Source organism: Muricauda brasiliensis (assembly GCF_003057865.1).
Classification (GTDB): Bacteria; Bacteroidota; Bacteroidia; order Flavobacteriales; family Flavobacteriaceae; genus Flagellimonas; species Flagellimonas chongwuensis.
Genome location: NZ_QBTW01000006.1, coordinates 51849 through 77658 on the forward strand (window position 1 = coordinate 51849; position 25810 = coordinate 77658).

Sequence of the window (25810 nt, forward strand, 5' to 3'; positions counted from 1 at the left end):
ATGATTATCGACAAGGACGGAACAACGACCATTGTTTTCCAAGAAAAGACCACTTTGAGCGGTTTTTTGGAAAATCTCAATAAAGCATACCCCAAACTTAAACACGACAATATCGTCATCAATCTTTTTTCTTTTGATAAATTGAGCGTCGACAACATCTTGGAGTTTTTGGACCTTTCCAATATCCATAAAGCTGGCGGTCAATCCTTTGTGTTGGTGACCGATAAACTGAGTTATGACGAAGTTCCCGAAGAAATAAGCGTTGTACCTACCATTCAAGAAGCCAAGGACCTTATCGAAATGGAGGAAATAGAACGCGACCTTGGTATATGAAACTTACCGTACTAGGTTGCTATGCCGCTACACCACGCACATTTACCAATCCGACTTCGCAGGTACTCGAGATAAAAAACCACCTTTTTTTAATTGATTGTGGTGAGGGTACGCAAGTGCAGCTCAGAAAGTACAAGGTCAAGTTTTCCAGAATCAACCATATATTTATATCGCATCTACATGGAGACCACTTTTTTGGTTTGCCTGGACTGATTTCAACTTTTAGGCTGCTGGGCAGAGATAAGGAACTTCATATTTATGGACCAAAAGGAATTAAACAGGCCATCACATTATTTTTAAAATTAGGCGATTCTTGGACCAATTACCCTTTGATATTCCACGAACTGGAAACAAGCGAATCAGAGCTCGTTTTTGAAGATGATAAGGTTACCGTTCGAACCGTTCCTTTGATTCATAGAGTATATACCAATGGCTACTTTTTTGAGGAAAAGGAAGCTCCCCGAACATTGGATATTGAGGCGGCCCGAAAATTTGGTGTGGATAGGAGCCAGTTCAACAATATTAAAAAAGGTGTGGATGGTGTTGACGATGTAGGAAGAACCATTCCCAATAAAAAACTCACATTGGCTCCGCCAGCACCCAAAAGCTATGCGTTTTGTAGCGATACCATGTACAACGAAAATATCTTACCTATTATACGGGATGTCACCGTACTGTACCATGAATCAACTTTTTTGGATTCAGAGGAACATCTGTGCCAGAAAACAAAGCACTCTACAGCCAAACAGGCCGCGCTGATTGCCCAAAAGGCGAATGCAAAACTTTTGATACTCGGGCACTATTCAACACGCTACAAATCCATTGAACTGTTCAAAAAAGAGGCCGAAGAAGTATTTCCAGTTGTGGAATTGGCAGATGATGGTAAGGTGTTCGATTTTGATGTCTGAAAAAATTCCGAAACTTTTACAAATCCGTTACTTTGAGGTGACCCTATTTTTGCCGAACTTCACATTATGCAAAAAGACCTTGGAGATTACAGGAAATCTTATGAAAAAAGTGAATTAACCGAAGCATCGGTGAAGGAAAATCCCATGGAACAATTTCAGAAATGGTTCTATGAGACTGAAGCTTCCGATGGAGTGGATGAGCCAAATGCCATGACAGTTTCCACCATTGGTCTGGATGGCTTCCCAAAAAGCAGGGTGGTTTTGATGAAAAAGTTCACTTTTGAAGGTTTTATCTTTTATACCAATTACCATAGTGAAAAAGGTAGGGCCATTGAAGCAAACCCATCTGTTTGCCTATCCTTTTTTTGGCCCAATATGGAACGGCAAGTCATCATAAAGGGCAAGGCCGAAAAAATTGCACCAAACCTTTCGGACGGTTATTTTGAATCTCGACCGCATGGCAGCCAATTGGGTGCGGTGGTTTCAGATCAAAGCGAGGTGGTCCCGTCCCGCGAATATTTAGAGGGTAAGTTGAATAAACTTGAAAAAAAATACTATGGCAAAGAAGTACCTAGACCTGAATATTGGGGAGGGTATCTCGTAAGACCCATTTCCATCGAGTTTTGGCAGGGTCGCCCCAATAGGTTGCATGATAGAATTAGATATTCCCTACAAGAAGATTTTGATTGGAAAATAGAACGATTGGCACCATAAAAACCCACGACGATGAAACAAATTATATTGATGAGGCACGGAAAGTCCTCCTGGGATTACGATGTCTCCGATAAGGACCGTCCTTTGAAGGAAAGAGGCATTAATGACGCCCACATGGTAGCCAAGACCTTTGGATTACATGCACCTTCGATTGATTTTATATATTCGAGTCCCGCCAACAGGGCCTTGCACACCAGCATGATTTTTGTTAGAAACTTGGAATTTGATCTATCAAAATTCAACGTCACCAACAAGCTTTACGATTTTTCGGGTAACAGCGTAGAGCAGTTTGTGAAAAAGCTTGACAATAGTTTGGCCACCGTTGCTATATTCGGACACAATTATGCCTTTACCTCACTTGCAAATACTTGGGGAGATCAGTATATTGAGAACGTTCCCACTGCAGGACTTGTCCATATTACATTTGGTGTGGACGATTGGTCAAAAATATCAAAAGGGACCACTAAACAAATGGTCTTTCCAAAACACTTGAAGAAATAAATGATTAAAACAAAGAACGAGTATATAAATAGGGAAATCAGTTGGTTACATTTTAATGCTAGGGTGTTGCAAGAGAGCAAGGACCCTCGGGTCCCACTGATTGACCGACTTCGCTTTTTAGGGATTTTCAGTAATAACCTGGACGAGTTTTTCAAAGTAAGGTACGCAACGGTAAAGCGAATCGTGGACGCCGGAAAAACAGGTAAAAGCGTTTTGGGTGGTGAAAGAGCAAAAGATCTTTTAGAGGAAATCACCAAAATTGTAATCAACCAGCAGACACGTAGCCTTGAGATTTTTAAACAGATAGATAAGGAATTACGGGAAAAAAATATTTTTATCATTAGGGAAACCGAGGTAAATGAAAGTCAGGCCGAGTTTATTCGGGACTACTTCTTCAAAAAGGTGAACCAGGAATTGATGACCATCATACTGAACGACCTTACGGAGTTTCCTCTTCTAAAGGACACAGCAGCCTATTTGGCCGTTAAAGTGGTGATGAAAAACGGAACTGCGAGAAAAAAGCACAACCGATATGCGTTGATCGAGATTCCTAAGGGAATCGACCGTTTTGTTGTATTGCCCAAAGAAGGGGATAAGGACTATGTGATCATGTTGGATGATTTGATTCGTTTTTGTTTAGACAGTGTGTTTACCATGTTCGATTTTGAATCCATTTCCGCCCACATGATCAAAATAACAAGGGATGCTGAGTTGGATATCGATAACGATTTGAGCAAGAGTTTTATCGAGAAAATCTCTTCCAGTGTGGAGCACAGAAAAATAAGTGATCCCGTACGTTTTGTCTACGATAAAAGCATTGATAAGGACACGTTGCAGTTCCTAAAGGAAAAAATGGATATCATGGGCACGGATAGTGTGATTCCCGGCGGCCGTTACCATAACAGAAGAGATTACATGGGTTTCCCTAGCTTGGGGAGACATGACCTAATGTATGATAAAATTGAGCCACTTCCAGTGAAAGGACTCAGCATGAAAGGTAGTTTGTTGGATATGATTGCCCACAAAGATTATATGATCTATGCGCCTTATCATACGTTTAGTTATGTGACCAAGTTTTTACGTGAAGCTGCTTTGGACCCAAAAGTTCGTAGAATACAGATTACAATTTATCGATTGGCAAGCGACAGCCAGATTGCGTCCGCTTTGGTAAATGCCGTAAAGAATGGTAAGCAGGTTACCGTACAGATTGAGTTGCAAGCTCGCTTTGATGAACAGAACAACATTGAGTATGCCAATTACCTGCAAGATGAAGGCGTAAACCTAATTTTTGGCGTGCCCGGTCTCAAAGTGCATAGTAAAATTTGTTTGGTGGAACGGGAAGAAGATGAAGGTATCAAGCGTTATGGATTTATCAGCACCGGTAACTTTAACGAGTCAACGGCGAAAATCTATACCGACTATACCTTGTTTACCGCACATCAAGGCATTCTTAAGGACATGAGCAAGGTGTTTGGATTTTTTGAGACCAACTATAAAATCAACAAGTATAAGCATCTGATTGTTTCCCCGCATTATACAAAGTCGACCTTTACCAAGTTGATAGATAAGGAAATCGCATTGGCCAAGGCCGGAAAAGAGGCTTATATCAAAATAAAGATGAACAGCCTTACCTCCTACAAAATGGTGGATAAGTTGTATGAGGCCAGTAGGGCAGGAGTAAAAATAAAAATGATTGTACGGGGTATTTGCTGTTTGATTCCCGGAGTTGAAGGCATGAGCGAAAATATTGAGGCCATAAGTATAGTGGATAAGTTCTTGGAACACCCAAGACTGTTCATTTTTGGTAATGATGGTGACCCAAAAATCTATATTTCATCAGCGGATTGGATGACGCGTAATCTCGATTTTAGGGTAGAGGTAGGCTGTCCCATTTACGACCCAGATATTAGGCAAGAACTGCTCGATACGTTTGAGATATCGTGGAAAGATAATTCCAAAGCAAGGATATTTTCCGAAAAGCAAGACAACGCATATAGGAAAAGGTTGAAAGGACAACCTGAATTACGATCTCAATTTGAAATGTATGATTATTATAAGAAGAAATTGGAAAATTAGATGGACTATGACTCGGCTTAACCGTGCATGGTTTCCTTTTTGCCAAGATCCCTCATAAGTTGGGCCTCATATTCCAAAAGGTCATCCCACTTTTTGTCCACTTCGGTCTTATTTCCATATTTCCGTGCAAATTTTAGGAACATGGTATAGTGGTTGGCTTCACTTACCATTAGGTTTCGGTAAAACTCGGACAGTTCTTCATCGTCTATTTCTTCGGAAAGCAACCTAAAGCGTTCGCAGCTTCGGGCCTCAATCAATGCGGCATATAAAAGTTTGTGCACCAAGTGTGTGTCCCGGCTTCCACCTTTAGGGAAAAACTTCATCAGCTGTATTACATATTCATCCTTGCGTTCGCGGCCCAAGACCCATCCACGCTTCAAAATTTTATCATGGACCATGTTAAAGTGACCCATTTCTTCACGGGCCAGGGCAGTCATTTCTTTGACCAACTCTGATTTTTCAGGAAAACCGATTATCAATGAAATAGCAGTGCTGGCAGCCTTCTGCTCGCAATAGGCATGATCGGTCAAAATTTCCTGAATATTCTTTTCTACAATGTTTACCCATCTTGGGTCCGTTGGAAGCTTTAGGCCTAGCATGAATATGTTTTTTTGATATTATGGGAGCAAAGATAACGGGAAAGTACGGTTTGTTAAAAATCTAGGTCGAACTCCTTGCGCAAGAGTTCGATATTCGGGTTCTTTTCTTTCAATTTCTCATACTTCTCCTCTGGAGTAAAGGCAAACTTTTTGGCAACCTCCTCATTTACGGTTATGTAAAGGGAAATGGAATAGTTGTTCAGTTTTTGTTTGAGGTAGTCCAGCATTAGACTTTGTTCCCTTTCAATCTCCTTTTTCATGGTGCCGTTCGGCAACTCAATCCAAATTACATGGTCATTTTTAAGCTTTGGAACATCTGTTTGAAGGTTACTGGCCAATATTTTCCTTCCCTGCCTTTCCAGTTCATGGACAAAGTCATCCCAATGCTGCTGCATTTCTTTTTCTTCAAAAGCATCTTTGGGAAGGTCTTTTTCGTCGATATTCGGGGATTTGGTATTCTCATGTGCCCTTTTCACTTTGATACTGGACAACGATAGCCCTGAAACCCTTTTTTCGGATCCCTTGATTTGTATTTTTTTAGGTTGATAAGGTTCCTTAGGTTCACTGACCAGCTCTTTTTCCATTTCTTCTTTAGGAGTTGAAACCTCATCAGCGGGCGTTGGTTTCGTTGCCAAGGGTATTGTTCCCTTTTTTTCCTCAATTGGAGATGTAGTTTGCTCGGTTTCTACACCCTTGTGTTCTGGGGCTTTGGTTCCGTTCGTATTGATGGTTTTTCCTTTGAAAAAGGATGCCGGTATTATGAAACTAGAGTTTTTTTTTTCTCCATCATAAGTGATGGACGCTAATTTCATAAGGGAGAGCTCTACGAGCAGTCGTTGGTTTTTACTGCTTTTGTATTGCAGGTCACAATCATTGGCCATGTCAATGGCTTTCAACAAGAACTGTTTCGAAGTCTTTTTGGCCTGCTCTAGATAGTGTTTTGCCACATCTTCGCCTACCTCAAGCAAGTTTAAGGTATCGGGATGCTGGCATACCATCAAATCTCTAAAATGGGAAGCTAGACCGGTGATAAAATGGTGGCCGTCAAAACCAAGTGACAAGGTTTTGTTGAACAGGATCAAAAGTTCGGGAATGTTGTTCTCAAGAATCAAGTCGGTTGCCGAGAAATAAATGTCGTAATCAAGAACGTTGAGGTTTTCCGTTACGGCCTTTCTGGTCAACTCTTTTCCCGAGAAGCTCACTACCCTATCAAAAATGGATAAAGCGTCCCGCATGGCGCCATCTGCCTTTTGGGCAATAATGTGCAATGCACTTTCTTCTGCTTGTATACCTTGTTGTTCGGCAATGTACTTTAGGTATTCCGAGGCATCCTTTACCGTTATTCTCTTAAAGTCGAATATTTGACATCTGGAGAGTATGGTCGGAATAATTTTATGCTTTTCCGTTGTCGCCAAAATAAAAATTGCATGTTTTGGCGGCTCTTCCAACGTCTTCAAGAAGGCGTTGAACGCTGATTGGGAGAGCATATGAACCTCGTCGATGATGTAAACCTTATACTTTCCTGTTTGTGGAGGAATACGTACTTGGTCAATCAAACTACGGATATCATCAACAGAGTTATTGGAAGCGGCATCAAGTTCAAAAATATTGAAGGCAAAATCCTCATCTTCCCGTTCTGTGCCATCTTGATTTATCTTTTTGGCCAAAATACGTGCGCAGGTAGTTTTCCCGACACCTCGTGGTCCGCAGAACAATAACGCCTGTGCGAGATGATTGTTCTCGATGGCGTTCAGCAACGTATTGGTAATGGAGGATTGTCCCACGACATCCTTAAATGTTTGGGGCCTATATTTTCTTGCTGATACAATAAAGGGTTCCAATACGCTGAAAAAAAAGATTTCATACAAATATAAAAATAGCATTGGCCAAAGTTGAACCCAATATGGGAGTTACCACTTTTTTTATTAACAATTGGATTACCTTTGCGCCCAGCAGGCCACCTTATCGCTGCAAGTTTGGGCAACCAAACTTGAAGAGGAAAGTCCGGACACCATAGTGCGGCATAGCGGGTAACGCCCGTCCGCCGAAAGGCGAGGACAAGTGCAACAGAAAGCAAGTACAGTTCGGCTGTAGTGAAATCAGGTAAACTCTATGCGGTGAAACGTCATGTAAACCAATGTTCGAGGGCTGCACGCCCGAGTTGGAGGGTAGGCGGTTAGAACACTTGGGCAACCATTTGTCTAGATAAATGATAAGGGTATACAGAATCCGGCTTATGGCCTGCTTTTATTCTATTTCAAAAAAACTGAATATACTTCCGCCGTATTTGCGTTGTTCCGAAAATTGATGATGCTCGGAAAGATTGGTTTGGTCCGAATGCTCAATAATAAGTACGCCATCTTCCAATAAAAGCTCTTTATCAAAAACCAAGTCGGCAATTTTTAAAAACTGCTCTGTGCTAAAATTGTAAGGTGGGTCGGCAAAAATAAGGTCAAACTTTTCAGGTGTGGCTTCCAGAAACTTAAATACATCGGATTTGACGGGGGAAATTGAAAGTTCAAGCTCCTGAGCGGTCTTCGAAATGTATCGGACACATCCAGGAAAACCATCAACGGCGGTAATGTTTTTAGCTCCACGGGATGCAAATTCGTAGCTTATATTTCCAGTGCCGGAAAATAGGTCCAACACTTTTAGTTCGTCAAAATAGAAGCGGTTGTTCAAAATGTTGAACAGGGCTTCTTTGGCCATATCGGTAGTGGGGCGCACGGGCAACTTTTTAGGCGCCGTTAATCTTTTGCCTTTATATTTTCCTGAGATAATCCGCATTTAAAGTGCGCTTAATATGGAAAAGTCAATGCTTTCGTTTTCCAACTGTTCTAAGGTGAAGGAGGGGTTGCTTGGAATAAAGACGGAAATATTCTTAACATACTGGTAGCACAGCTCATAGATTGGGTCGTCCTCTTCAATGGCGCCGAACAATTTTAACTGTATTTTTTCAAGATCCATGTCCAATTGTTCTAAACTGAACAATAGATAGTAAAGAAAGTCTTCCTTGTTTTTAAATTCAAACTGATTGTAAAAGAGCAATTTTTTTTCGGATACCACTACCATCTCCATCTCTCTTTCTGATACCTGAACATAGCACATAGGTTCCAGTGTAGTTCGGTTTTGGTTCAATAAAGTGTTTATGAGAACAGTACCACTGTGCTTGAACTCAAACTCTCCAAAAAGCTCAAAGATGTAGTTGTTAATATTGGTATAAGGAATATAAACATTTACGATATCCTGATTAGGGATTTCATCGTAAGCTATAAGGTCATTAGCCATAATTTTGGCGTTGAACTTAAGATAGTTTGGCAACTCTTCTTTGTTAAAAAGCGGCTTCGGAACTAAACCGAACATATTGTTTTTATGGATGACCATTACTTCGGAAAAGTCTTTCCCGATTTGATTTTGATTGCCCAGCTTTTCCTTTAGCTCTTTCAGCATGAGGTACGGGGTGAGCTGGGTTTTAAAGCCAACTCTTTCAAAAGCAATGATTTTATTGGTAATGGTGTCCAATACACAAAAAGAAAGTCCATTCAAGCCAGCTTGAATGGACAGTTTTCTATACGTGCTATTTTGTACGTTCTGTGCTATAGCTAGTTTTTCTTTTTTCTATCGTAGATAGGAGGCCAGTTACCATTGGTGCTAACATCGGTCAATGAACCAACTTTTATTTCAGTACCGTTTACCTCTTCAACACTTTGATAAGACTTTTCTTTTTCAAGAAGGTCTTGTGGCTGATCATATAGCACAACCTCTTTCTTAACTTTAGCTTCGAAAACAGGTGCTTTATATCCGCTCTTGTCGATGATATCGGCCTTCATTTCAAACTTCTCGTTGTTTTGGGCGAAAGGAACGTTCATCATGGTTTTGTAACGATCATCTGCACCAAAAAGTGAATCTTTAACCTTTACAGTACCTAACGTATCGATGATGATTGTATCCTGTTGCATATCAATCTGATAGGCTCTGTCATATCTCATGAAAGAGGAATCACGCTGAGTTGTAATGGTGTAGCTTCCAGTATCAATAAATTGAATCAGGCTTTCAAAATTACCAGCGTACTTCCCGTTAACGGTCTTATAAGCTTCTTGTGAATCCCTGATGTCCTTAAGTTTATTGATGACCTGGGTAAATCTTTCATTTCTTACCTTGTTGAACTCTATGGGGGCGTTGATCGAATCATAGATTTTGTATCCAAGGTAAATGCTCAGAATTCCAAATAGAATTACTAAAACCGGCTTTACTTTTTGAGGTAAAAATCTATCGATCAAGAAAACTAGCCCTACGGTCACAAGGCATATTAAAACAACAATAAGAATTAAATTTAACATATCTGCTACTGTCTTTCAAAGTTAATTTAGTGGTTACAGACAAATCTACAATATTTTTTTTATTGCGAAACTTTTTGCTTTAAAAAAGACCACTATATTTAGCACTCATGAAGGATTTTAACGCACCTGGATTTTTAAAGATTTTAACCGAAAAATTTCCCCACACACCTACCTTAAAACAGGGAGAGGCACTTAATAGACTGGCTAACTTTGCTTTAGAAGGAAAAAAGGACGATGTGTTCCTGTTAAAGGGGTTTGCCGGAACTGGAAAAACTACCTTGGTGGCCACTTTGGTGAGCAGCCTATGGAAAGTAAAAATGAGTTCTGTTTTAATGGCACCTACAGGCAGGGCGGCCAAAGTAATGTCAGTTTATTCCGGCAACAAGGCATTTACCATCCACAAAAAGATTTATTTTCCAAAGAAACAATCCGGTGGGGGCATACAGTTTGTTTTGGCCCCTAACAAACATCGAAACACGGTTTTTATAGTGGACGAAGCATCCATGATCCCGGATACACCTGCCGATTCCAAGTTATTTGAAAACGGTTCCTTGTTGGACGATTTAATGTTTTATGTGCACTCTGGCCATAACTGTAAATTGATATTGATCGGGGATACCGCTCAGTTGCCCCCCGTAAAGCTGGAATTGAGCCCTGCGTTGGATGAAGGTCGACTATCCTTAAATTATGATAAAGAGGTGGAATGTTTGGAATTGGACGAGGTTATGCGACAATCGGATGATTCAGGAATACTGCATAACGCCACCAATCTCCGCGAACAGTTACAGTCCGAATTCTTTGAGGATTTTAAATTTGAGCTCCATCATTATAAAGATATTGTCCGTTTGATTGATGGGAACGAAATACAAGAGGCCATTGATTCCTCATACAGTCAAAACGGAAAGGAGCAGACGGCCATTATCGTTCGCTCCAATAAAAGGGCCAATCTCTACAATCAAAATATAAGGGAGCGCATTCTGTTCTTGGATAATGAAATTTCGGTGGGCGATTTTATGATGGTCGTCAAAAACAATTACTTCTGGCTAAAGCCAAATTCCGAAGCCGGCTTTATCGCCAATGGTGATATTATAGAGGTGCTGGAGCTTTTTGCGATTAAAGAGCTGTACGGTTTCAAATTTGCGGAGGTAAAGGTAAAAATGGTGGATTATCCCAACCAGAAACCTTTTGAAACCGTTCTTCTCTTGGATACCATATCGGCGGAGACCCCTTCACTTTCTTATGATGATGGAAACAGATTATACCAAGAGGTGATGAAAGATTATGCCCACGAGAAATCCAAATACAGAAAGTTCTTGGGCGTAAAAAACAATAAGTTCTTTAATGCACTCCAAGTAAAATTTTCCTATGCCATTACATGTCATAAATCCCAAGGGGGACAGTGGAACACCGTTTTTGTGGAACAGCCGTATTTGCCCAATGGTGTTGATAAAGATTATCTGAGATGGTTGTATACTGCCGTGACAAGGGCGGAGCGGCAACTCTATCTGATAGGTTTTAAGGATGATTTTTTTCTTGACTAGGAAAAACCTATTTTAGACTACAACATGAATATTGAACCAGATACTATAATAAGTTTGTTTCTCGGAATCGGATTGGCCGCTTCCGTAGGTTTTCGAGTTTTTCTTCCTCTTTTTGCGCTTAGTTTTGCGGCATACATGGGGGTCTGGGAATTGAACGATAGCTGGCAATGGATAGGAAGCCTTACGGCACTTATAACCTTGGGGATGGCAACAATTGTTGAAATTTTCGCCTACTTTATCCCTTGGGTCGACAATGTTTTGGACAGCATAGCCATTCCCTTGGCTGGAATAGCAGGTACAGCGGTGGTGGTATCCACAGCGGCCAATTTAGACCCCGTGGTAACTTGGTCATTGGCTATAATTGCAGGAGGGGGAACCGCAACGGCCATTAAAGGCGCCAATGCAACCGGTAGATTGGCATCTACGGGAACCACGGGAGGTCTTGCCAATCCGTTGGTGTCGACCGTGGAAACAGGGGCGGCCGTAGCTGTGAGTACCGCATCTATATTAGTACCTCCGATAGCGGCAATTCTGGTCATCATCATATTGGTGGTCATCTTCAGGATATATAGAAAAATAAGACCTAAGTCAAAATAGAAATCATTCAACCAAAAAGAATAAAGTGAATATAATCTCCATGATTCCCGCTCGTTACCAAGCCTCACGGTTCCCTGCAAAATTAATGCAGGACCTTGGCGGGAAACCCGTAATCGTAAGAACCTACGAAGCGGCTGTAAAAACCGGACTTTTTAATGAGGTCTATGTGGTTACCGATAGCCCAGTAATTGCCGATGTAATTGAGGGCATTGGCGGCAAGGTGATTATGAGCAAAAAAACACACGAAAGCGGAAGCGATAGAATTGCCGAAGCGGTCGAAGATATGGATGTGGATGTGGTGATCAATGTTCAAGGGGATGAGCCTTTCATTGACGCCGAAAGCTTGGAAAAAATCATCAAGGTGTTTAAGAATGACACAGAAAAAGAGATTGACCTGGGCTCTTTGATGACCCCGATTACCGATTGGGAGGAAATAGCCAATCCCAATACGGTAAAAGTAATCGTGGATAATCAGGATTTTGCCCTTTATTTTTCAAGGTCACCGATTCCTTACCCCAGAGACGAGAAGGTAGATGTAACATATTACAAGCACAAGGGAGTATATGTGTTTAGAAAGCGGGCATTGATGGATTTTCAAAAATTGCCCATGCTGCCCTTGGAGGCAAAGGAGAAAATTGAAGCCATCCGATTTTTGGAATATGGCAAAAAAATAAAAATGGTCGAAACCCATGTCACCGGTATCGAAATCGATACGCCGGAAGACCTGGAAAGAGCGAGAAAGGTATGGAAGTAGATTTTTCCAACATAAAAACCATTGGCTTTGATGCGGACGATACCCTTTGGGTAAACGAAACTTATTTTAGGGATACCGAGGAAAAGTTTGCTGAGCTATTGGAAGGTTACGAGACCAAGAACAAAATAGACCAAGAGCTCTTTAAAATGGAAATGGCCAATTTGGACATTTATGGGTATGGCATAAAAGGATTTATGCTTTCCATGATAGAATCTGCCTTGGACCTATCCAATAATAAAGTATCCCAAGAAACTATCGCACAAATATTGGAACTGGGCAAGGATATGATTTCACATCCCGTAGAGTTGCTCGATGGTGTGGAGGAAGTACTTTCGAAGTTGATGGGCAAGTATAGATTGATCGTGCTCACCAAGGGTGACCTTTTGGACCAAGAAAGGAAATTGGAAAAATCGGGATTGTCCGAATATTTTCATCATGTGGAAGTATTGAGCGATAAAAAAGAAAGCAATTACAAGAATTTGTTGGAGCATTTAAAAATAGAAGTCAACGAATTTTTAATGATAGGAAACTCCTTAAAGTCGGATGTATTGCCTATCTTGAATATTGGTGCGCAAGCGGTACATGTGCCGTTTCATACCACATGGGCCCATGAAATGGTGTCGGAAGATGAAATGCAGAACAATCATCTTAAATTGAACGGCCTCAAAGATATTTTGAAGTATTTGGACAACTAATGAAGACAGACAATAATTTGAAGAAGCAAGAAGTAGCAGCCACAACGCATAAAACCGCTTACAAGAACTTTCCCATGGTACCAAGGGTAATATTTGGGTCAGGATGTTTTTCTCAGTTGGGAGATATTTTATTGCCCCAACGTAAAAGTTCTGAGGCACCCTTTATCTTTTTGGTGGACGATTTTTTTGAGAACACCGAGTTTATGGCAAAAGTTCCTCTCATGTTCAATGATGAAATCATATTCATTTCTGCTGATGAGGAGCCCAAAACTGCCCAAGTGGATGCCTTAGTGGCCCAAATAAGGGAAAAGTATGCCGAACTTCCCTCCGGAATTATCGGAATAGGAGGGGGCACCTTGCTCGATTTGGCGAAGGCTGTTTCCATATTATTGAACAACAAAGGATTGGCCAAGGACTATCAGGGATGGGATTTGGTGCACAAGCCTGCACTTTATCATGTAGGTGTACCCACCATCAGCGGAACTGGTGCCGAAGTATCCCGAACCACAGTACTGCTCGGTCCGGAAAAGAAGTTGGGTATCAATTCAGACTTTACTCCTTTTGACCAAGTTCTTTTGGACCCGGATTTCAGCAAAACTGTTCCTAAAGAGCAATGGTTCTACACGGGAATGGATTGTTTTATTCATTGTGTGGAATCGCTAACGGGTACATATTTGAATGCGTTCAGTCAGAGTTATGGCGAAAAATCCATGGAACTGTGCAAGGAAGTATTTCTTGAGGATATCCCTGACGAGGAGTCCCGTGATAAATTGATGATGGCTTCTTGGCATGGGGGTATGAGCATTGCCTATTCCCAAGTTGGGGTGGCACATGCGATGAGCTATGGCCTTTCTTATCTATTGGGAGTCAAGCACGGTATTGGGAACTGCTTGGTGTTCCAACATTTGGAAGAGTTTTATCCTGAAGGAGTTTCACTCTTTAATAAAATGCTGAAAAAGAATGATATTGTTTTGCCAAAAGGCATCTGTGCCGACCTTACCCAAAACGATTTTGACGTTATGGTGAGTATTTCCTTGGGATTGGAGCCGCTTTGGGAGAATGCCTTGGGCAAGGATTGGAAAAGCATCATGACACCTGAACGTCTTCAAGCATTATACCAGAAAATATAAGATGTGTTCTTTATAGAACAGACACAACATAATGCAATCGCTGTCCAAATTTCTCTACTACAAAATAATGGGATGGAAGCTCAAGGGGGACTTTCCTGATTTGGACAAATGTGTATTGATTGTGGTTCCCCATACGCACTGGCTCGACTTTTTTTTAGGACTTTTAATTCGAAAAGTCCTCAACGAGGAAATCAATTATATTGGAAAAAAGAGTCTTTTCAAACCTCCATTTGGTTGTTTTTTTAGATGGACAGGTGGCGCTCCCGTAGATCGTTCCAAAAACTCGAACACTGTAGACAATATTGTTCGGATTTTCAATACACGAAGCGTATTTCGTCTAGCATTGGCCCCCGAAGGAACCCGAAAAAAAGTGGAACAGCTTCGTACAGGGTTTTATCATATCGCCCAAAAGGCCAATGTTCCGATTGTGATGGTCGCTTTTGATTTCGGAAAAAAGGAAATCAAGATAGCAGAGCCTTTTTATGCTACGGGCAGTATGGAAGGCGACTTTGAAAAAATCAATAAATTTTACAAAGAGGTTAAAGGAAAAATACCCGAATACAGTTTTACTCCATAGTTTTTCCAATAAAAACCAAACCCTCCCACACATGTTTCCGTAAGTATGGCAGAGTACTAATCTAAAAACTGTCATATGAAACACACATTAACAACCTCAATTTTTAAAATGGGATTGCTGTCCATGTTTATGGTTATGGTATCCTGTAGTGAAGACGACAACTCAATGATGCCCGATGATATGGGTGGCAACGATGATGATGATGAAATGGTGGAAGGCAGACGTGCAGAGCTTTACGTAACAAACAATGACAATGGCGATATCACTAAATTTGATATCACCAATGACACTCAACTTACTATTGGAACTTCATCCACGGCTGCCGAAGGTATTTATTACGATGCATCCGAGGATTTGGTAATACAGGCATCAAGATCGAGCAATTGGTTGGAATCTTTTGATGTAACAGACCTTTTGGACGTAGACCTAAGCTTGGATATTTCCTTCAACGGTGATGCGGATTTGGAAAGTCCACGTGAATTGGCCGTCTACGGTGATTATTATGTGGTTGCGGATAACGGTTCCAATAAGTTTTTTGTATATCAAAAAACAGGAACAATGTTTTCCTTACAAACTACAGTTGATGTCCCGTTTCCAGTTTGGGGAATAACCTTTAAAGGAGGCGACTTGTACGCCGTGGTTGATATTTCCAGTGATTTAGCTGTTTATTACAACTTTTTGGACAAAGCTATGGACGGTACAATGTATCCGGACAAACGAGTTACTATCGAGGGAATAGTGAGAACCCACGGACTTACCTATAGTGGTTCCGATGATGTAATGGTCATGACCGACATTGGTGATGCAGCAAATACCGATGATGATGGGGGTTTTCACATCATTAATGATTTTTCACTAAAATTTGATGCCCTTTCCGATGGTGATGTGCTTACTACCGATAATCAAATCAGGGTAGCTGGGTCGTCCACTTTAATGGGCAATCCCATTGATGTGGCCTACGACTCAGAAACTGATATTGTCTATGTTTCGGATATCGGAACCAGCAAAGTACTTGGTTTTTCATCCATAGGTAGCGGCGGTAATATTGCGCCAACGTTCAATGTGGATTTGACCGCGGCCTCCTCCATTTATTTTTCCAGTGATGAAACCGATGGCGATATGGGCGATTCCAGTGAAATGGGGATGACCCAACTTTACACAACAAGTACGGCCAATGGAAACGTGGTTGTGTATGATGTAGTGAATGGCACCTCAAAAACAATCATCACAGGTTCGGCTACTTCCGAAGGAATATATTATTCTGGCTTAAACGATTACCTGATTCAAGCTTCAAGGTCTAATCTTGCCTTGGAATATTACGGAGGCTTTGGATTTAACAGTGACGGTGTAACGTTGGATATCGATTTTTCCAGTTCAGCTGATTTAATGAGTCCAAGGGAAATAGCTGTCTACGGAAACAAAGTAGTGGTTTCCGATAACATGAACCATACATTTTATGTGTATTCCCACAATGGTTCCTCATTTACTTTGATGAACACTTTTGATATTGGTTTTGATGTCTGGGGAATCACCTTTATGGGGGACGACCTATTGGCTATAGTTGATAATTCCAGTGACTTGGCGATATTCGCTGACTTTTTTGCAAATACTGAAGATGCTATGTTGTCAGCCTCAAAAAGAGTGACCATTGAAGGTATCGTAAGAACCCATGGTATTACGTATAGCGTTTCTGATGATGTTTTGGTGATGACGGATATAGGGGATGCTGCAAATACAACAGACGATGGAGGCATCCATACTATGGCAAACTTTAGTGGGTTAATAAGTAATACGGAGAATGGAGGAACTATTGCGCTCTCCAGTCAAAAGCGAATTGCAGGATCTTACACAGAGTTGGGCAATCCAATCGATGTGGCCTACGATGCCAAAACAAAGACCGTTTACATATCCGAAATAGGAAATGGAAAAGTCCTTGGTTTTGAGAACAGCTTGGAATCGGAAGGTAACGTATATCCATCATGGAGTATGGATTTGGCAGGGTCTTCCTCTATGTATTTGTATAACAACTAAAAACTATTAAAATACTAAGCTAGGGAAAGTGAATTAGATGTCACGGGGGTCCACATTTTGTGGACCCTTTTTTTATTTCAAAAAAATTTTAAAAAAAACCAAACCACCCCTATACTTTCTTCGTAAGTATAGGAAATTACGTACAAAAAGAGTGGTAATATAAATTAAGATAAAGTTTTAGGTTGGGTTATTTTGGTGACTGAGGGGTCTGCATTCTTGTAGGCCCCTTGGCTTTTTTAAAGTTAGCTGAGTATTCATAATTTATGCAAAAGCGTTAAATTGAAACCTTATTAACTAACAAACTATATATGAAACCTTCAACCAAACTATTAATGGAGAAACTTCTTTTTTCTTGCTTTTTATCTTTTTGTTTTGCTTTTATTTCAACTGCCCAAGAATCCAAAAAAAGGTTGCCTATAATCGATGTGCATGTGCATGCCATGGGAGGCAACCCGAATGGCTCTCCCATGTGTCCATGGTTTTTAAAGGATATGCCAGGGGGCGACCCAAATCAAGATCCACCTGTTTTTATGGACACTGATTGCATCAATCCATTGCAACCTGCCAGAAGTGATGCCGAAATGGACGCTGCAATTCTTAGGGCCAATGAGGAGTTAAACATTACAATGGTGGTAAGTGGAGATGCTAAAGTGATTCATAGGTGGCATAAGGCCGCTCCTGATAAAATCATTCCATCGTTGGCTATCAGTAATGCAGACCAAATGACGGTGGAGGCATTTCGTGATTCGTTGTCCACAGGATTTTACAAAGTTATGGGGGAGGTGGCCCCTCAATATCAAGGAATGTCCCCTAGCGATATGTCATTGGATGAGTACTTTGGCGTAGCCGAGGAGTTGGGAATCCCTGTTGGAATCCATATGGGAACAGGGGGCAACGGTACCATTAATATTACCAGACCTGCATATAGAGCCTCATTGGGACAACCATTTTTATTGGAAGATATGTTGGCCAGACACCCAAAGTTGAAAATTTGGGTAATGCATGCGGGATATCCCATGGCCGACCAAATGATTGCACTGATGGGCGCCAATGCCTATGTGTATGTAGATTTGGCCGGATTTATCTGGTCATATCCCTTAGAAGAGATTCATGATTACCTAAAACGATTGGTGCAGGCCGGTTTTGGAAAACGGATTTTATATGGAACCGATTTTATGATGTGGCCAGAACTATTTGAAACTTCTATTCAGGTTATTGAGAGCGCCAATTATCTGTCCGAAGAGCAAAAACGGGATATCTTCTTCAATAATGCTGTACGTTTTTTCAATTTGGATGCATCTAAATTTGAATAGGGCCTATTGGGAAGAATAAAAAAGGGCTTGCCGTTCGGCAAGCCCTTTTTTATGTTTTTTAAATTTTCCTTAGATATTACCTCTAATAAAGTTCGGGGAAATTGTACTGTTCTATTGATTGGAAATGAATCTAAAACTTACCAAGGCGGGCTCAGGAGTTCCATCGTCGTCAAAATCATATTCCAATGGACCTCCATCAATTTCAAGAATATTATCCGTATGATGGACTTCAAAATAAGATCTATCGGAAAGGGAGTAATCAAAAACAATGGTGAGCAAGTCGTCATTTATACTCATTTGACCTGTTATGCTCTCTGAGTTTTGCCCTAGTACAAATTGAATAGAGAAGCTTCCATTTTCTTCAACATTAAGATTTATGGATCCCCCTTCAGCTATAAAATCGGCTGTTTCGGTCAAATCTTCAAATTCAATATCAAATACCGCTTTTTCTGCCGACCATTCTCCTGTAAACTCAATAGGTTCACCTGTTGGGATGACATCAGGTGAGTTTTCTCCATCAGAACTACTACAGGAAAATAGAATAAGGAATAATGCGAATAAACCAAATACCTTTATGGAGTTCTTCATTGGGGGAACAAATTAAATTTAGAATAAAAGTACTTAACTTTTAGTCCAAAATGCAACTAAAGTAGATGAAGTGATTACTTTTTGAGATGTAGGTACAACCTTACTCTTTCATGCTGTGAAATACGTTCTGAACATCGTCGTCTTCCTCTATTTTTTCCAGCAATTTCTCTACATCGGCAACCTCTTCCTCGTTCAATTCTTTGGTTACTTGTGGAATTCTGTCAAAGCCTGAAGAAATGATTTCAATCTCTCTGGACTCCAACTCTTTTTGAATGGCCCCAAAGTTTTCAAAAGGCGCATAAATATGAATGCCGTCTTCATCAACAAAAACCTCTTCGGCACCAAAATCAATCAGTTCCAATTCCAGTTCCTCTGGGTCCAATCCCTCGCCATTTATGGTAAAACTACAGGTATGGTCGAACATAAACTCAACTGAGCCCGATGTTCCCAAACTACCATTACATTTATTAAAATAACTACGGATGTTGGCCACGGTACGCGTATTGTTATCGGTGGCGGTCTCGATCAAAATAGCGATGCCATGAGGAGCATAGCCTTCAAACAACACTTCTTTGTAATCTCCTTGATTTTTATCGGAAGCCCGTTTAATGGCACGCTCAATATTGTCCTTGGGCATATTGACCGCCTTGGCGTTCTGGATTACCGCTCGGAGCTTGGAATTGGCATCTGGATCCGGGCCACCTTCCTTAACGGCCATAACAATATCCTTACCAATTCTAGTAAATGCCTTGGACATCGCGGCCCAACGTTTCATTTTCCGTGCTTTTCTAAATTCGAACGCTCTTCCCATATATTCTTAAATTCTGGATGCTGGCAAATTTAGCAAAAAATGCCCCGTTGTCAAGTTGATTATTTTCAAGCTAGCCAATAATTTTTTCGATGGAGGTAGCAAGGTCAATGTCTTTTTGGGTAACTCCGTCGGCATCGTGCGTGCTCAATTTTATGGTGAGATTGTTGTAGACATTTTGCCATTCGGGATGGTGATTTTGCTTTTCGCATTCAAAGGCAATATGAGTCATTTTGGAAAACGCCTCCTTAAAATCCTTAAAAGTGAAAGACTTAACGATCATGTCATCTTTTAGGGACCAGCCGGATATTGATTCAAGCGCTTTTTCAATTTCTGTGGTGTTCATCTTCTTCATAAGTATGTTTTTTCAGAAGATAGCCAATTAAACATTGAAAAGAAAACTACACGGGCAAATGATGGTCGATAATCTCCTGACAACTTATACGAAGGTTCTTCGGCAGCAGGTTATCCTTGGGCAAAGCTGCCAAATATCGGTCTTCGTTTGTGGTATATACCCGTTTGTAAATGGGATGATAATTTCCAAGATGTTCGATGACCTCCTTGATGAATTCCTCATGTTGGATAAGGTCGCTGCTGCCCAAATGAAAAATACCGGTTTTGTTCCGGTTGATGAGGTAATGAATCTGTTGGGTAAGCCTGTAATCATTGGTCACGTTGATAATCAGGTTCGGGAACACTTCGATGGGTTCGTTGTTCTCGATACTTTCCTTGATTTCCTTGATTCTGGGCGACGAGTTGCCAAAAACCATGGGAATTCTAAGGATTGCGGTCTTTTCTTTGGGCAACCGCATCATCATGTTCTCAATTTTGATTTTTAGACGACCATAAACGCTTAACGACAATGTTTTGTCCTGCTCATACGATGGAAACTTGCTGTAGGCATCGAATACATTGGCCGATGAGATAAAGTATAGTCGAGTTTCATTTCTCATCAGGTACTCCATTAAGTGCTGATGCGCTTGTATCTGCGCTGGAAAATTCCCTCGAAGCGAGGAAATAATCACGTCTGGCCTGACCTGTTCGAGTACTTGGAAAATATCGTCCTCCTCCAAGTCGTACCTTATAAATTGTTTGTTCTTGGCGAAAGAGCGATTGGAGTAATATGTGCCATAGGTATCAAAATAGGAGCAGAGTTCTTTGTATATGGCATTGCCCACAAATCCACTCGCACCTAATATCAATATCTTTTTTTTATCCAAAGGCTACCTAGGTATTTTTATAGAATGGCAATTTTACAACGGTTGCTGGAACTTTGTTGATACGGATTTGAATAAAAATGGGAGTATCCACTTTGGAGTGGTCCATAGTCACATAACCCAAACCAATTCCTTTGGAAAGCGAAGGTGACATCGTGCCCGAGGTCACTTTTCCTATTTCCTGGCCCTCGGCATTGAGGATAGGGTAGCCCGCTCTGGGAATTCCACGTTCCTCCATTTGGAAGGCGACCAATTTTCTTTTTGAACCTGTCGCTTTTTCCTTGGAAAGGTTCTCGCTGTTCACAAAATCCTTGGTGAACTTGGTAATCCAGCCCAGACCTGCTTCAAAAGGTGAGGTGGTATCGTCAATATCGTTTCCGTACAGGCAATAGCCCATTTCCAGACGCAAGGTGTCACGAGCGGCCAAACCAATAGGTTTAATGCCAAAGTCGGCACCAGCTTCCAAAACCTTGTCCCACACTTGTTGTACTTCTGAGTTCTTACAATAGATTTCAAAACCCCCAGAACCTGTGTATCCAGTAGCAGAAATAATAACGTAATCTATCCCTGCAAAATCCCCTACCACAAAGTTGTAAAACTTGATGGACGATAAATCTACTGAGGTCAAAGATTGCATGGCCTCCACGGCTTTTGGCCCTTGTATGGCAAGTAGCGAATAATCATCCGATAGGTTACGCATATCGGCCCCTATACTTTTGTTGTACTTGGAAATGTGTTCCCAGTCCTTGTCGATGTTAGATGCATTTACCACCAAAAGATAGGTTTGGTCCTTGATCATATATATGATCAGGTCGTCCACGATACCTCCCGTTTCATTGGTCATACAACTATACTGCGCTTTGCCTATCGCCAATTTGGAGGCATCATTGGTAGATACTTTTTGAATCAGTTCCAAAGCCTTTGGTCCCTCGATCAAAAACTCCCCCATGTGGGACACATCGAACACGCCCACGGCCTTGCGAACCGTCTCGTGCTCAATATTCACACCTTCATAGGAAACGGGCATGTTGTAACCGGCAAAAGGTACCATTTTGGCTCCCAAGGCCTCATGCGTTTTTGTAAGTGCAGTATTTTTCATTGACTCCATTTTTAAGATTTGCAAATTTATGGAATTAATTAAGGATATCATTGTGTTGAGGTATAATGATTTTGCTAAAACTGAATCAACCCACACGGAATTATATGTCCAAAATTCGTATTTTCAACAAAAATAGAAGCATGTCAAAATTAACATTGAGCCTTTTCTCCGCTTTGTTGGTGGGGGCAATGGCAATTTCACAGGATTTGCCAACTGACTACTTACCCGCCGATTTTCATAAGGAAAGAAGGGATGCCGTTAGGAAAAAATTACCGCCCAATACCGCTGTGGTCCTTTTTGCCAATGCAGAACGTAATCGCGCCAACGATGTTGATTACATATATCATCAGGACCCCAATTTTTATTACCTGACAGGCTATAAGGAGCCCAATGCTGTCTTGGTTATTTTTTCCGAGGAACAGACCGATGCTTCTGGAAATTCCTTTGACGAGATTTTTTATGTTCAAGAAAGAAATGCCAGAGCGGAGCAATGGACCGGTAAACGCTTGGGCGTAGAAGGAGTGAAAAATCAACTTGGGTTTACTATGGTGTACAACGGAAGCGAGTTTGAAAAGTTTCCATTGGATTTTACTTCCTTCGATAATGTTTCATTTGTCGATTTTCAAAATGATTATCGGGATAAGCCAGGTTCGGCAGATTTGTTCGATTTGGTAAAGACCTTTAAGGTTAAGGCAAACTATCCTGCAGACTATAACCCTGTACGCAATGATCTGTATGAGAGGATAGCCACTACCACTCCGGATAAGGCCGATGAATTGTCCGAAATGGTAGAACGCTATATGGAACGCTATCCTGAGCTTCAGGGTGATGAACTCCTAAACGATTTTATAGAGGCCAATAACCAAGAAATTAGGGACGAGATCAAAAATAAAATTTTGGTGGTGCAACGTTCATCCAATTTGGATTCCAGTATTTTACCGAAGGTAATGGCCGAACTGCGTCAGGATAAAACCCCGGAAGAAATGAAGCTGCTTAAAAAGGCAATCGAAATTTCAGCTGTGGGTCAGATTGAGGTGATGAAGGCCATGCATCCCAATATGTCCGAGACCGAGATTCAGGGTGTACACGAATATGTATATAAAAGATATGGAGCCGAGTACGAAGGCTATCCCTCAATTGTTGGTGGGGGTCATAATGGTTGTATACTTCACTATATCGAGAACAACAAGACCAAGGTCGGGGACGATTTGGTATTGATGGATTTGGGGGCCGAATACCATGGTTATACCGCGGATGTGACCCGTACCATCCCGGCCAATGGCAAATTCTCTCCAGAGCAAAAGGCCATTTACGATATTGTTTATAATGCGCAGGAAGCGGGCATTGCCGCTAGTGTGGTAGGTGCTTCTTTCCGGGACCCGCATCAAGCTTCTTTGGAAGTGGTGACCAAGGGATTGATGGACCTCGGCATTATTAAAGATGCCAAGGAAGCAAGGGTTTACTTTCCGCATGGAACCTCCCATTATTTAGGGTTGGACGTACACGATGCAGGTACCTATCAAGCCCTTAAAGCCAATCAGGTGATTACCGTTGAGCCTGGCATCTATATTCCAGAAAACAGTGATTGCGATGAGAAATGGTGGGGCATTGCCGTCCGAATCGAAGACGATATTATGATTACGGAAAATGGGCCCATCAACCTTTCTGGAATGGCGCCAAGAAAATCTGAGGAAATTGAAGAAGTAATGAAACAACCCAGTCCCTTGGACAGTTTTCAGCTGCCCAAGTTGGATTGATTGGATTAGGCAGTGATTAGATACTGCTTCAGCTCTTCGTAGGTTGATATTTTATGGGATTTTTTTTCTTTGTCCATCACTTTTATGATTTGCGGTGGAATTTCTGGACTTACCCCCAGCGTTTCTTCAACAACATCCAAAAATTTGACAGGATGAGCGGTTTCCAAGAAAATACCATAGGTGTCTGAATGTGATTTTTGATATTCCTTCAGTCCCAGATATCCTACCGCACCATGTGGGTCCAATACATACCCTGCTTTGGAATGCACCTCCTTCATAGTTGTTCTCGTGCTTTCATCGGAAAAGGAGTAAGAGGATAGGTGTTGCTGTAGCGTCTCTAAATCGTCCTTATATAGATGTCTGATACGGACAAAATTGCTCGGGTCACCCACGTCCATAGCATTGGAGATGGTAGCAATGGATGACATAGGCACATAAACGCCAGTCTCCATAAATTTAGGCACAACATCGTTGACATTGGTTGAGGCCACAAAGTGCTTGGTGGGCATTCCCAGTTTTTGGGCTACCATTCCGGCACAAATGTTTCCAAAATTCCCTGATGGTACAGAAAAAACAATTTCTTTGCCTTTTGATTTTGCCTGTTTGTATGCAAATAGGAAGTAGAACAGTTGGGGCAGCCATCGGGCCACATTAATGCTGTTCGCGGAAGTCAATTTTTTATGGTCGGTAATCTCGGTGTCCAAGAAAGCTGTTTTGACCATGCGTTGGCAGTCATCAAAAACACCGTTCACTTCCATGGCCTCAATGTTTTGGCCCAGAGTAGTCAATTGTTTTTCTTGGATTTCGCTAACTTTTCCGCTAGGGTAGAGGATGACCACTTTAACACCATCAACCCCTAAAAAGCCGTTGGCCACCGCACCACCGGTATCTCCCGAAGTGGCGACCAGAACGGTAACATCTTGTTTTTCTCCCTGCGAAAAGTAGCCAAGGCAGTTGGCCATAAAACGAGCTCCGACATCTTTAAAAGCCATGGTAGGACCATGAAAGAGTTCCAATGTCGCTATGTTTTCTTCGATTTCGACTACGGGAAAATCAAAATCCAAGGTGTTTGCTATAATATCCTTCAATGCTTCATCCGGAATGTCCTCGTTCACAAATTGATGAATTGCCTTGAAAGCTATTTCGTGGTTGGATAGTTTCTCAATATTCTCGAAAAAATCAGCAGGAAGCAGTGTGATATTTTCTGGAAAATAAAGTCCTTTATCAGGAGCTATTCCTGCAATGACCGCCTCTTTGAACGAAGCTTGAATATTTTGGTTATTTAGACTGTAGAATTTCATGGATTTAAGCAATTTTCTTTACGCCTTGGCTATTTACTTTGGAAACGTGGATATCAAAATCCACTCCAATGTTTTGATACGTTTCTTTCATGGACTCGGCCACTTTTTTTGCGGTTTCTTCTCCTTTGCTCAATGCAAAAATGGATGGGCCAGACCCTGAGATTCCGCTTCCCAGAGCACCTGCTTTTACAACATTTCTTTTGATGTCATCAAAAGAGGGAATCAATATGGAACGGATAGGCTCCACAATATGGTCTTGCAAAGAGCGGCCGATCAAATCGTAGTCGTTTTGAAATAGCCCTGCAACCAGACCGCCCAAATTTCCCCACTGCCGGATACCCTGTTGCATGGAAATGGTAGTCTTTAAAATCTTTCGGGAATCGGAGGTTTTAACCTCTATCTGTGGATGGATTACGGTGGCGTACAGTTCCGATGGCGTTGGTATCGGGATAATGTCGAGCGGCTCGTAGCTCCTAACCAAAGTAAAGCCCCCATAAATGGCTGGGGCAACATTGTCGGCATGGGCCACATCACTGGCCAATTTTTCCCCTTGCATAGCAAACTGTACCAATTCCAAATTGGAAAACGGTCTGCCCAAGAGTTCGTTCATGGCCCAAACGGCCCCTGTGGAACTTGCAGCGCTGCTGCCGATGCCACTTCCCGGTTTGATTCGCTTATCGATTTCTATTTCAAAACCACCATCGTAGTTGCTTTTGGCCAATAAGGCCATGCCTGCCACTCCTGCCACATTGTTTTCGGTTTCAAGAGGTAGGTTCTGTCCTAATATTTTTGTGATGCGAATACCTTTTTCGGCAGTTTTTCTAATGGTCATTTCGTCACCTACGGAATCAAGGGCCAGGCCTAAAACATCGAACCCACAGGACACATTGGCAATGGTCGCTGGGCAAAATACTTTTATTTCTTCCATTCT

Annotated in this window: 26 protein-coding genes and 1 other RNA gene; 15 read left to right on the forward strand and 12 right to left on the reverse strand. The window is 41.5% G+C overall.

Annotation, left to right across the window (positions count from 1 at the left end; all coding sequences use genetic code 11):
• From DCK90_RS04640 to ppk1, 5 genes are all read left to right on the forward strand, one after another.
• The gene (locus DCK90_RS04640; protein WP_108245025.1) at window positions 1-333 is read left to right on the forward strand and encodes a ribonuclease Z; all 333 of its coding nucleotides are present in this window, start codon (window positions 1-3) and stop codon (window positions 331-333) included.
• Window positions 330-1241, forward strand: a complete 912-nt coding sequence (locus tag DCK90_RS04645) for a ribonuclease Z (RefSeq protein WP_108245026.1) — start codon at window positions 330-332, stop codon at window positions 1239-1241. The genes DCK90_RS04640 and DCK90_RS04645 overlap by 4 nt, the downstream gene beginning before the upstream one ends.
• A 66-nt stretch (window positions 1242-1307) precedes the next feature.
• Complete coding sequence (gene pdxH, locus DCK90_RS04650) at window positions 1308-1955, forward strand: pyridoxamine 5'-phosphate oxidase (protein ID WP_108245027.1); 648 nt, start codon at window positions 1308-1310, stop codon at window positions 1953-1955.
• A gap of 12 nt (window positions 1956-1967) precedes the next feature.
• Window positions 1968-2456: a SixA phosphatase family protein gene (locus DCK90_RS04655; protein WP_108245028.1), complete on the forward strand. Its 489-nt coding sequence runs from the start codon at window positions 1968-1970 to the stop codon at window positions 2454-2456.
• Complete coding sequence (ppk1, locus tag DCK90_RS04660; protein WP_108245029.1) at window positions 2457-4532, forward strand: polyphosphate kinase 1; 2076 nt, start codon at window positions 2457-2459, stop codon at window positions 4530-4532.
• A gap of 17 nt (window positions 4533-4549) precedes the next feature.
• Here ppk1 and miaE read toward each other — a convergent pair whose 3' ends face one another.
• Window positions 4550-5131 (reverse strand): tRNA-(ms[2]io[6]A)-hydroxylase, encoded by a 582-nt coding sequence (miaE, locus tag DCK90_RS04665; RefSeq protein WP_108245030.1) that lies wholly within the window; start codon window positions 5129-5131, stop codon window positions 4550-4552.
• A 53-nt stretch (window positions 5132-5184) separates the two neighbouring features.
• Window positions 5185-7014, reverse strand: a complete 1830-nt coding sequence (locus DCK90_RS04670) for a DNA polymerase III subunit gamma/tau (protein WP_234414628.1) — start codon at window positions 7012-7014, stop codon at window positions 5185-5187.
• 66 nt (window positions 7015-7080) lie between these two features.
• Here DCK90_RS04670 and rnpB point away from each other — a divergent pair.
• Window positions 7081-7383, forward strand: an RNA gene (rnpB, locus tag DCK90_RS04675) — RNase P RNA component class A.
• Here the strand turns inward: rnpB and DCK90_RS04680 are convergent.
• From DCK90_RS04680 to DCK90_RS04690, 3 genes are read right to left on the reverse strand one after another with little or no spacing between them, the layout of a single operon-like run.
• Window positions 7379-7918, reverse strand: coding sequence for an RsmD family RNA methyltransferase (locus DCK90_RS04680; protein ID WP_108245031.1), 540 nt, complete (start codon window positions 7916-7918; stop codon window positions 7379-7381). The genes rnpB and DCK90_RS04680 overlap by 5 nt on opposite strands.
• Window positions 7919-8731 carry a DUF3822 family protein gene (locus DCK90_RS04685; RefSeq protein ID WP_108245032.1) on the reverse strand — a complete coding sequence of 271 codons (813 nt, stop codon included), beginning with the start codon at window positions 8729-8731 and terminating at the stop codon, window positions 7919-7921.
• Between the two features lie 2 nt (window positions 8732-8733).
• On the reverse strand, window positions 8734-9471 hold the full coding sequence (locus tag DCK90_RS04690) for a hypothetical protein (RefSeq protein ID WP_108245033.1): 738 nt from the start codon (window positions 9469-9471) through the stop codon (window positions 8734-8736).
• Window positions 9472-9578: 107 nt separating this feature from the next.
• On the opposite strand from DCK90_RS04690, the gene DCK90_RS04695 reads away from it, so the two are divergent.
• The 8 genes from DCK90_RS04695 (at window position 9579) to DCK90_RS04730 (ending at window position 18109) form a co-directional block, all read left to right on the forward strand.
• On the forward strand, window positions 9579-11012 hold the full coding sequence (locus DCK90_RS04695; protein WP_108245034.1) for an ATP-dependent DNA helicase: 1434 nt from the start codon (window positions 9579-9581) through the stop codon (window positions 11010-11012).
• Between the two features lie 24 nt (window positions 11013-11036).
• Window positions 11037-11609, forward strand: coding sequence for a DUF4126 domain-containing protein (locus DCK90_RS04700; RefSeq protein WP_394339697.1), 573 nt, complete (start codon window positions 11037-11039; stop codon window positions 11607-11609).
• 40 nt (window positions 11610-11649) lie between these two features.
• Window positions 11650-12363, forward strand: coding sequence for a 3-deoxy-manno-octulosonate cytidylyltransferase (kdsB, locus tag DCK90_RS04705; protein WP_199912649.1), 714 nt, complete (start codon window positions 11650-11652; stop codon window positions 12361-12363).
• On the forward strand, window positions 12354-13058 hold the full coding sequence (locus DCK90_RS04710; RefSeq protein WP_108245036.1) for an HAD family hydrolase: 705 nt from the start codon (window positions 12354-12356) through the stop codon (window positions 13056-13058). Before kdsB ends, DCK90_RS04710 begins: the two co-directional genes overlap by 10 nt.
• Window positions 13058-14188, forward strand: coding sequence for an iron-containing alcohol dehydrogenase family protein (locus DCK90_RS04715; RefSeq protein ID WP_108245037.1), 1131 nt, complete (start codon window positions 13058-13060; stop codon window positions 14186-14188). Before DCK90_RS04710 ends, DCK90_RS04715 begins: the two co-directional genes overlap by 1 nt.
• Window positions 14189-14219: 31 nt before the next feature.
• The gene (locus DCK90_RS04720) at window positions 14220-14765 is read left to right on the forward strand and encodes a 1-acyl-sn-glycerol-3-phosphate acyltransferase (RefSeq protein ID WP_108245038.1); all 546 of its coding nucleotides are present in this window, start codon (window positions 14220-14222) and stop codon (window positions 14763-14765) included.
• Between the two features lie 75 nt (window positions 14766-14840).
• Window positions 14841-16796 carry an autotransporter outer membrane beta-barrel domain-containing protein gene (locus tag DCK90_RS04725; RefSeq protein WP_108245039.1) on the forward strand — a complete coding sequence of 652 codons (1956 nt, stop codon included), beginning with the start codon at window positions 14841-14843 and terminating at the stop codon, window positions 16794-16796.
• Between the two features lie 332 nt (window positions 16797-17128).
• Window positions 17129-18109 carry an amidohydrolase family protein gene (locus DCK90_RS04730; protein WP_234414631.1) on the forward strand — a complete coding sequence of 327 codons (981 nt, stop codon included), beginning with the start codon at window positions 17129-17131 and terminating at the stop codon, window positions 18107-18109.
• A 111-nt stretch (window positions 18110-18220) separates the two neighbouring features.
• Here DCK90_RS04730 and DCK90_RS04735 read toward each other — a convergent pair whose 3' ends face one another.
• The 5 genes from DCK90_RS04735 to gcvT all read right to left on the reverse strand — a co-directional run bounded on the left by DCK90_RS04735 (window position 18221) and on the right by gcvT (window position 21821).
• Window positions 18221-18697 (reverse strand): hypothetical protein, encoded by a 477-nt coding sequence (locus tag DCK90_RS04735; RefSeq protein WP_108245041.1) that lies wholly within the window; start codon window positions 18695-18697, stop codon window positions 18221-18223.
• A 100-nt stretch (window positions 18698-18797) separates the two neighbouring features.
• Window positions 18798-19508 (reverse strand): YebC/PmpR family DNA-binding transcriptional regulator, encoded by a 711-nt coding sequence (locus DCK90_RS04740; RefSeq protein WP_108245042.1) that lies wholly within the window; start codon window positions 19506-19508, stop codon window positions 18798-18800.
• Between the two features lie 70 nt (window positions 19509-19578).
• Window positions 19579-19860, reverse strand: coding sequence for a 4a-hydroxytetrahydrobiopterin dehydratase (locus tag DCK90_RS04745; protein ID WP_108245043.1), 282 nt, complete (start codon window positions 19858-19860; stop codon window positions 19579-19581).
• Window positions 19861-19906: 46 nt separating this feature from the next.
• Window positions 19907-20725: a sugar nucleotide-binding protein gene (locus DCK90_RS04750; protein ID WP_108245044.1), complete on the reverse strand. Its 819-nt coding sequence runs from the start codon at window positions 20723-20725 to the stop codon at window positions 19907-19909.
• 7 nt (window positions 20726-20732) lie between these two features.
• A complete protein-coding gene (gcvT, locus tag DCK90_RS04755) occupies window positions 20733-21821 on the reverse strand; it encodes a glycine cleavage system aminomethyltransferase GcvT (RefSeq protein ID WP_108245114.1) in 1089 nt (362 codons plus the stop codon).
• A gap of 140 nt (window positions 21822-21961) precedes the next feature.
• On the opposite strand from gcvT, the gene DCK90_RS04760 reads away from it, so the two are divergent.
• Window positions 21962-23578, forward strand: coding sequence for an aminopeptidase P family protein (locus tag DCK90_RS04760; protein ID WP_108245115.1), 1617 nt, complete (start codon window positions 21962-21964; stop codon window positions 23576-23578).
• Between the two features lie 5 nt (window positions 23579-23583).
• Here the strand turns inward: DCK90_RS04760 and thrC are convergent, their stop codons facing one another.
• Both thrC and DCK90_RS04770 read right to left on the reverse strand, forming a co-directional pair.
• Window positions 23584-24879, reverse strand: a complete 1296-nt coding sequence (thrC, locus tag DCK90_RS04765; protein ID WP_108245045.1) for a threonine synthase — start codon at window positions 24877-24879, stop codon at window positions 23584-23586.
• Between the two features lie 4 nt (window positions 24880-24883).
• Window positions 24884-25807 (reverse strand): homoserine kinase, encoded by a 924-nt coding sequence (locus DCK90_RS04770; protein ID WP_108245046.1) that lies wholly within the window; start codon window positions 25805-25807, stop codon window positions 24884-24886.
• Window positions 25808-25810 lie beyond the last annotated feature (3 nt).

Coding starts and splice junctions, on each gene's coding strand:
- DCK90_RS04640 (WP_108245025.1), top strand. CDS start 1: ATGATTATCGACAAGGACGGAACAACGACCATTGTTTTCCAAGAAAAG.
- DCK90_RS04645 (WP_108245026.1), top strand. CDS start 330: ATGAAACTTACCGTACTAGGTTGCTATGCCGCTACACCACGCACATTT.
- pdxH (WP_108245027.1), top strand. CDS start 1,308: ATGCAAAAAGACCTTGGAGATTACAGGAAATCTTATGAAAAAAGTGAA.
- DCK90_RS04655 (WP_108245028.1), top strand. CDS start 1,968: ATGAAACAAATTATATTGATGAGGCACGGAAAGTCCTCCTGGGATTAC.
- ppk1 (WP_108245029.1), top strand. CDS start 2,457: ATGATTAAAACAAAGAACGAGTATATAAATAGGGAAATCAGTTGGTTA.
- miaE (WP_108245030.1), bottom strand. CDS start 5,131: ATGCTAGGCCTAAAGCTTCCAACGGACCCAAGATGGGTAAACATTGTA.
- DCK90_RS04670 (WP_234414628.1), bottom strand. CDS start 7,014: ATGCTATTTTTATATTTGTATGAAATCTTTTTTTTCAGCGTATTGGAA.
- DCK90_RS04680 (WP_108245031.1), bottom strand. CDS start 7,918: ATGCGGATTATCTCAGGAAAATATAAAGGCAAAAGATTAACGGCGCCT.
- DCK90_RS04690 (WP_108245033.1), bottom strand. CDS start 9,471: ATGTTAAATTTAATTCTTATTGTTGTTTTAATATGCCTTGTGACCGTA.
- DCK90_RS04695 (WP_108245034.1), top strand. CDS start 9,579: ATGAAGGATTTTAACGCACCTGGATTTTTAAAGATTTTAACCGAAAAA.
- DCK90_RS04700 (WP_394339697.1), top strand. CDS start 11,037: ATGAATATTGAACCAGATACTATAATAAGTTTGTTTCTCGGAATCGGA.
- kdsB (WP_199912649.1), top strand. CDS start 11,650: ATGATTCCCGCTCGTTACCAAGCCTCACGGTTCCCTGCAAAATTAATG.
- DCK90_RS04710 (WP_108245036.1), top strand. CDS start 12,354: ATGGAAGTAGATTTTTCCAACATAAAAACCATTGGCTTTGATGCGGAC.
- DCK90_RS04715 (WP_108245037.1), top strand. CDS start 13,058: ATGAAGACAGACAATAATTTGAAGAAGCAAGAAGTAGCAGCCACAACG.
- DCK90_RS04720 (WP_108245038.1), top strand. CDS start 14,220: ATGCAATCGCTGTCCAAATTTCTCTACTACAAAATAATGGGATGGAAG.
- DCK90_RS04725 (WP_108245039.1), top strand. CDS start 14,841: ATGAAACACACATTAACAACCTCAATTTTTAAAATGGGATTGCTGTCC.
- DCK90_RS04730 (WP_234414631.1), top strand. CDS start 17,129: ATGGAGAAACTTCTTTTTTCTTGCTTTTTATCTTTTTGTTTTGCTTTT.
- DCK90_RS04735 (WP_108245041.1), bottom strand. CDS start 18,697: ATGAAGAACTCCATAAAGGTATTTGGTTTATTCGCATTATTCCTTATT.
- DCK90_RS04740 (WP_108245042.1), bottom strand. CDS start 19,508: ATGGGAAGAGCGTTCGAATTTAGAAAAGCACGGAAAATGAAACGTTGG.
- DCK90_RS04745 (WP_108245043.1), bottom strand. CDS start 19,860: ATGAAGAAGATGAACACCACAGAAATTGAAAAAGCGCTTGAATCAATA.
- gcvT (WP_108245114.1), bottom strand. CDS start 21,821: ATGAAAAATACTGCACTTACAAAAACGCATGAGGCCTTGGGAGCCAAA.
- DCK90_RS04760 (WP_108245115.1), top strand. CDS start 21,962: ATGTCAAAATTAACATTGAGCCTTTTCTCCGCTTTGTTGGTGGGGGCA.
- thrC (WP_108245045.1), bottom strand. CDS start 24,879: ATGAAATTCTACAGTCTAAATAACCAAAATATTCAAGCTTCGTTCAAA.
- DCK90_RS04770 (WP_108245046.1), bottom strand. CDS start 25,807: ATGGAAGAAATAAAAGTATTTTGCCCAGCGACCATTGCCAATGTGTCC.